Below are 5015 nucleotides of genomic sequence, written 5' to 3' on the forward strand. Positions count from 1 at the left end.
CCCCCCCCCCCGCCAGCACCTCCAGCGGCAGCCGCAACCGCTGGGCGAGCGGGCCGCCGTAGCCGTCGGCGCGCCGGTTGGTGAGCGGCGACAGGAAGCCGGAGAGCAGGTGGCCGTGGCCGAACTGCAGCTCCAGAACGTCGAATCCGGCCCGCGCCGCGCGCTCCGCCGAGGCCGCGAAATCCGCGGTGACGGCGGCGAGTTGGACGGCGTTCGCCTCGTGCGGCAGCGGGCCGGCGGCGTCCCACGGCAGCGGCGAGGCGGCGAGCACCGGCCAGCCGCCCTCGGCGAGCGGCGGCCCGGTGCCGTCCGGTCCCGGCACCGCCCGCGAGGCCCGGCGGCCGGCGTGGGTGAGCTGGATCCCGAGCGGGGTGTCGCTCACCGCCCTCACCGCGGCCACGAGTTCGCGCCAGGCCTGCTCCTGGTGGTCGCTCCACAGGCCGGGGCAGCGGTCGGTGGCCCGGCCCTCCGGGGTGACGGCGGTCATCCCGGCGATCACCAGCCCGGCGCCGCCGAGCGCGTGCGCGGTCAGCTGCGCCCGGTCGAAGGCGCCCGGCAGCGCGTCGACGGCGGTGAAGGTGGCCAGCGGCGGCACCACCACCCGGTTGCGCAGCTCCAGCGCCGCCAGCTTCAGCGGCCGGAACATCGGCGGGGTGCCCCGTGCGTCCGGCGTCCCCGCGACCGCCTCCTCCGCCGCCGCGACGAACCCGGGGTCGCGGGCCCGCAGGCTCCCGTAGGTGACCCGGCGGCTGCGGGTGAGCAGGTTGAACGCGAACCGGTCCGGGCCCTGGCCGGTCCGCCGGCCGATCGTCTCGAACCACTCCAGACTCGCCTGCGCGGCCCGCTGGGCGGACTCCACCACCGGCCGCCGCTCCGCCTCGTACGCCGCCAACGCGCCGTCCAGCGTGGGCTGTTCGCGCAGGCTCGCGGCGAGCGCCAGGGCGTCCTCCAGGGCCAGCTTGGTGCCCGAGCCGATCGAGAAGTGCGCCGAGTGCGCCGCGTCACCGAGCAGCACCACGTTCCGGTGCCGCCAGGTGGTGTTGCGCACCGTGGTGAAGCGGATCCAGCGGGAGGCGTTCGGGATCAGCCGGTGCCCGTCCAGGTGCCCCGCGAGCAGCTCCGCGCAGCGCCGCACGCTCGCCGTGTCGCTCTCGCCGCGCGCCAACCCCCGTGCGGCCAGGGCCTCGAAGCCCGCGCGCCGCCAGGGCTCCTCGGCCAGTTCCACGATGAACGTCGACCGTTCGGCGCTGTACGGGTAGGCGTGCACCTGGAGCACGCCGAAGTCGAAGCGCTCGACGATGAAGGTGAAGGCCTCGAAGACCCGGTCGGTGGCGAGCCACATGTAGCGGCCGGGCCGCTCGTCCAGCTCCGGCCGGAACGCGTCCGCGTACGCCGCCCTGGTCGCCGAGTTGACGCCGTCCGCCGCGACCACCAGCTCGTACTCCTCGGCGAGCCGCTCGACCGGCGGGGCGGGCGTGCGGTAGCGCACGTCCACCGCCAGCTCCGCGCAGCGGCGTCGCAGGATCGCGCGCAGCCGGTTGCGGTCCAGCGCCGCGAAGCCGTGCCCGCCGCAGGTGCGCACCCGCCCGGCGTAGCGGACGTCGATGTCGCTCCAGCGGGCGAACTCCGCGCTCATCGCGGCGAACACCTCGGGGTCGGCCTCGGCGATGCCGTCCAGCGTCTCGTCGGAGAAGACCACCCCGAAGCCGAACTCGTCGTCCCGGCCGTCGCGTTCGAAGACGGTGATCTCCCGATCGGGCGCCGACCGCCGGGCCAGCGCGGCGAAGTAGAGCCCGCCGGGCCCGGCGCCGATCACCGCGATCCGGCCGGTGCCACCGCTCACCGGATCACCTCCGGCTCCTGGCGCCCGGCGCCGGCGAGCGCGTGGCGCACCGGCTCCGGCCACGGCTCGGCGCCCTCGGCGTGCGGGGCGGCGTGCACCACCGACATCCGCCCGCTGGCGGCCAGGCCGTGCGGGCCGTGCACCTCGAAGGCGTAGTGCAGCGAGGAGCCGCCGACCCGCTCGACCCGCAGCTCGGTGCGGACCACGTCGCCGAACCAGAGCCGCTCGCGGTAGTCCGCCTCGAAGTGCACCCGGGGGATCCGCCCGAACAGCCCGTCCAGCCCGAGCCGGCGCAGCAGCGTCGCCTCGGCGGCCTCGGCCCAGCGCTGGACGGCCGAGAAGTGGTAGTGCCCGGCCGCGTCGGTGTCCGACCACTCGACCCGCCGCTCGGTGGTCACGCTGGCCGGAGCCGCCGCATCGGGCCCGGCCGCTCGGCGCCGCAGCTCGGCGCGGGCCAGCTTCCCGGTCGCGGTGCGCGGCAGCGCGTCGACGAACTCCACCTCGCGCGGGTACTTGTACGGCGCGATGCCCCGCTTGACGTGCTCCTGGAGCGCCCGCACCGTCCCCGGTCCCGCCGCCGCCCCCGCGCGCAGCACCACGTACGCCTTGACCACCGCGCCGCGCCGCTCGTCCGGCGCCCCGACCACCGCGCAGTCGGCGACGTCCGGGTGCTCGGCGAGCACCTGCTCGACCTCCGGCCCGGCGATGTTGTAGCCGGCCGAGACGATCATGTCGTCATCGCGCGCCTGGTACCAGAAGTAGCCGTCGGCGTCGCGCACATAGGTGTCACCGGTGAGGTTCCAGCCGCCCCGGACGTAGTCGCGCTGGCGCCGGTCGCGCAGGTAGCGGCAGCCGGTCGGGCCTTTGACGGCGAGCCGCCCGGGCTGCCCGTCGGGCACCGGCCGGCCCTGGTCGTCCAGTATCGCCGCCCGGTAGCCGGGCACCGGCAGGCCGGTCGCGCCGGGGCGGATGCCGGCGTCGGCGGCGGAGATGAACACGTGCAGCAGCTCGGTCGCCCCGATGCCGTCGATCAGCCGCTGCCCGGTGGCCGCCCGGAACGCGTGCCAGACGCTCGCCGGCAGGTGCTCGCCCGCCGACACGCAGCGCCGCACCCCCGCCAGGCGGTCGGCCAGCCCGGCGGCGAGGATCGCCCGGTAGGCGGTCGGCGCGGTGAACAGCACGCTCACCCCGTGCCGGTGGACCCGCTCGGCGAGCTGCTCGGGGGCGGCCTGCTCCAGCAGCAGGGTCGCGGCGCCCGCCCGGAGCGGGAAGACCACCAGGCCGCCGAGCCCGAAGGTGAAGGCCAGCGGCGGAGTGCCGCCGAACAGGTCGTCGGGGGTGGGTCGCAGCAGGTGGCGGGAGAAGGTGTCGGCGTTGGCGAGCACGTCCCGGTGGAAGTGCATCGTGGCCTTGGGCCGGCCGGTGGTGCCGGAGGTGAAGGCGATCAGCGCGACGTCGTCGGCGGCGGTCGGCACGGCGGTGAAGCGGCCGGTCCCGGTCAGGCCCTCGGGCCCGGTCCGGTCGTAGGGCACCACGACCAGCCCCGGCGTCCCGGCCCGCTCCAGCTCCTCCAGGAAGCGGTGGTCACAGAGCGCCACGGTCGGCCGGGCGATCCCGCACATCGTGGTCAGCTCGCCCGCCCGCAGCAGCGGCATGGTGGTCACGGCCACCCCGCCCGCCTTCAGCACCCCGAGCCAACAGGCCACCAGCCAGGGCGCGTTGGGCCCCCGTAACAGTATCCGGTTCCCGGGCACCACCCCGAGCCGGTCGACCAGCAGCCGGGCCACCGCGTCCGCGCGCTCGCGCAGCTCGCCGTACGTCCACTGCCCGTCCGGCGTCACCAGGCACCGCCGCCCGGGCCCGTAGCGCTCGATCGTCGCGTCCAGCAGCTCGTGCGCGCAGTTCAGTCGGTCCGGATACGCCAACTCCGGTAGCTCGAACAGGAATTCCGGCCATTCGTCGAACGGGGGGAGGTTGTCGCGACAGAACGTGTCCACGTGCGCGGAGGGAGAGAGCTCCATGGGTGGGCCACCTCATCGGGCGAGCGGGGGTGAGGCAAGTATCGCGCTTCCGTGACGCCAGTCAAGAGAGCGATACACGCATTCGGCCGAGCCCCGCGCCGCTACCGGCCGCCGGGGGAGCGCAGCCACCGCAGGGCCGCCTCGGCGGCGTGGGCGCCGCACATGCCGTGGACGCCGGGGCCCGGCGGGGTGGCGGCGGAGCAGAGGTAGTGGCCGGGGAGGCCGGTGGCGTACGGGTGGAGGGTGGCGCGGGGGCCGAGGAGGAGCTGGGCGGCGTCCTTGGCGCCGGTCATGATGTCGCCGCCGACGAAGTTCGGGTTGCCGGCGGCGAAGTCGGCCGGGCGGTGGACGGCCAGGCCGATGATCCGCTCGCGGAAGCCCGGGGCGAAGCGTTCGATCTGGGCGGTGATCGCCTCGGTGGCGTCGCCGGTGTACCCGTTCGGCACATGGGCGTAGGTCCACAGCGGGTGGACGTCGCCGGCCGAGCGCGCAGGGTCGGCGAGGTACTGCTGGCCGACCAGCACGAACGGCCGCTGCGGCATCCGTCCGGCGGCGACGGCGCGCTCGGTGGCGGCGATCTCGGCGAANNNGACCCCCCCGCCGAGGTGGACGGTCCCGGCGCGGCGGGCGGGTCCGGCGGTCCAGGGCACGCCGCCCTCCACCGCGAAGTCGACCTTGAACGCGCCGGGCCCGTGACGGAAGCGGCGGTAGGCGCGGGCGGTCCGGGGAGGGAGGCGGTCGCCCAGGATGCCGGCGACCGCGCCGGGCGCGAGGTCGTACAGGACGAGGTCGGCGGGCGGCAGTTGGGCCGCCGAGCGGACCCGCACCCCGGTCTCCACCGTGCCGCCCAGCTCGGTGAGCAGCCCGACCAGCGCCCGGGTGATCGCCCCCGACCCGCCGGCGGCCACCGCCCAGCCGTACCGGTGCCCCGAGGTCAGCAGCCCGAGCCCGATCGCGGCGCTCAGCGGGTGGTGCAGGGGCTGGAACGCGTGCGCCGCCGCCCCGCCGAACAGCGCCCGCGCCCGCTCGCCGGAGAACACCCGCACCAGGACGGCGGCCGGGAGCAGGCCGGGGTCGGCGCGCAGCCGGGCGAGCTGTTCGGGGTGGGCGAGCAGGGCGGCCGTCCCGTTGCCGATCAGGGTGGCCGTGGT

At 76.3% G+C, this 5015-nt stretch carries 2 protein-coding genes; both read right to left on the reverse strand.

The window, feature by feature from the left end:
* Nucleotides 1-1843: oxidoreductase (locus tag ABD308_RS23190; RefSeq protein ID WP_344338178.1), on the reverse strand; the 1843-nt coding region annotated here is incomplete at its 3' end.
* On the reverse strand, nucleotides 1840-3864 hold the full coding sequence (locus tag ABD308_RS23200; RefSeq protein ID WP_425554832.1) for an AMP-binding protein: 2025 nt from the start codon (nucleotides 3862-3864) through the stop codon (nucleotides 1840-1842). The genes ABD308_RS23200 and ABD308_RS23190, both read right to left, overlap by 4 nt.
* Nucleotides 3865-5015: the final 1151 nt, after the last annotated feature.

It is taken from the genome of Kitasatospora putterlickiae (assembly GCF_039527695.1).
In the GTDB taxonomy this organism is placed as follows: domain Bacteria; phylum Actinomycetota; class Actinomycetes; order Streptomycetales; family Streptomycetaceae; genus Kitasatospora; species Kitasatospora putterlickiae.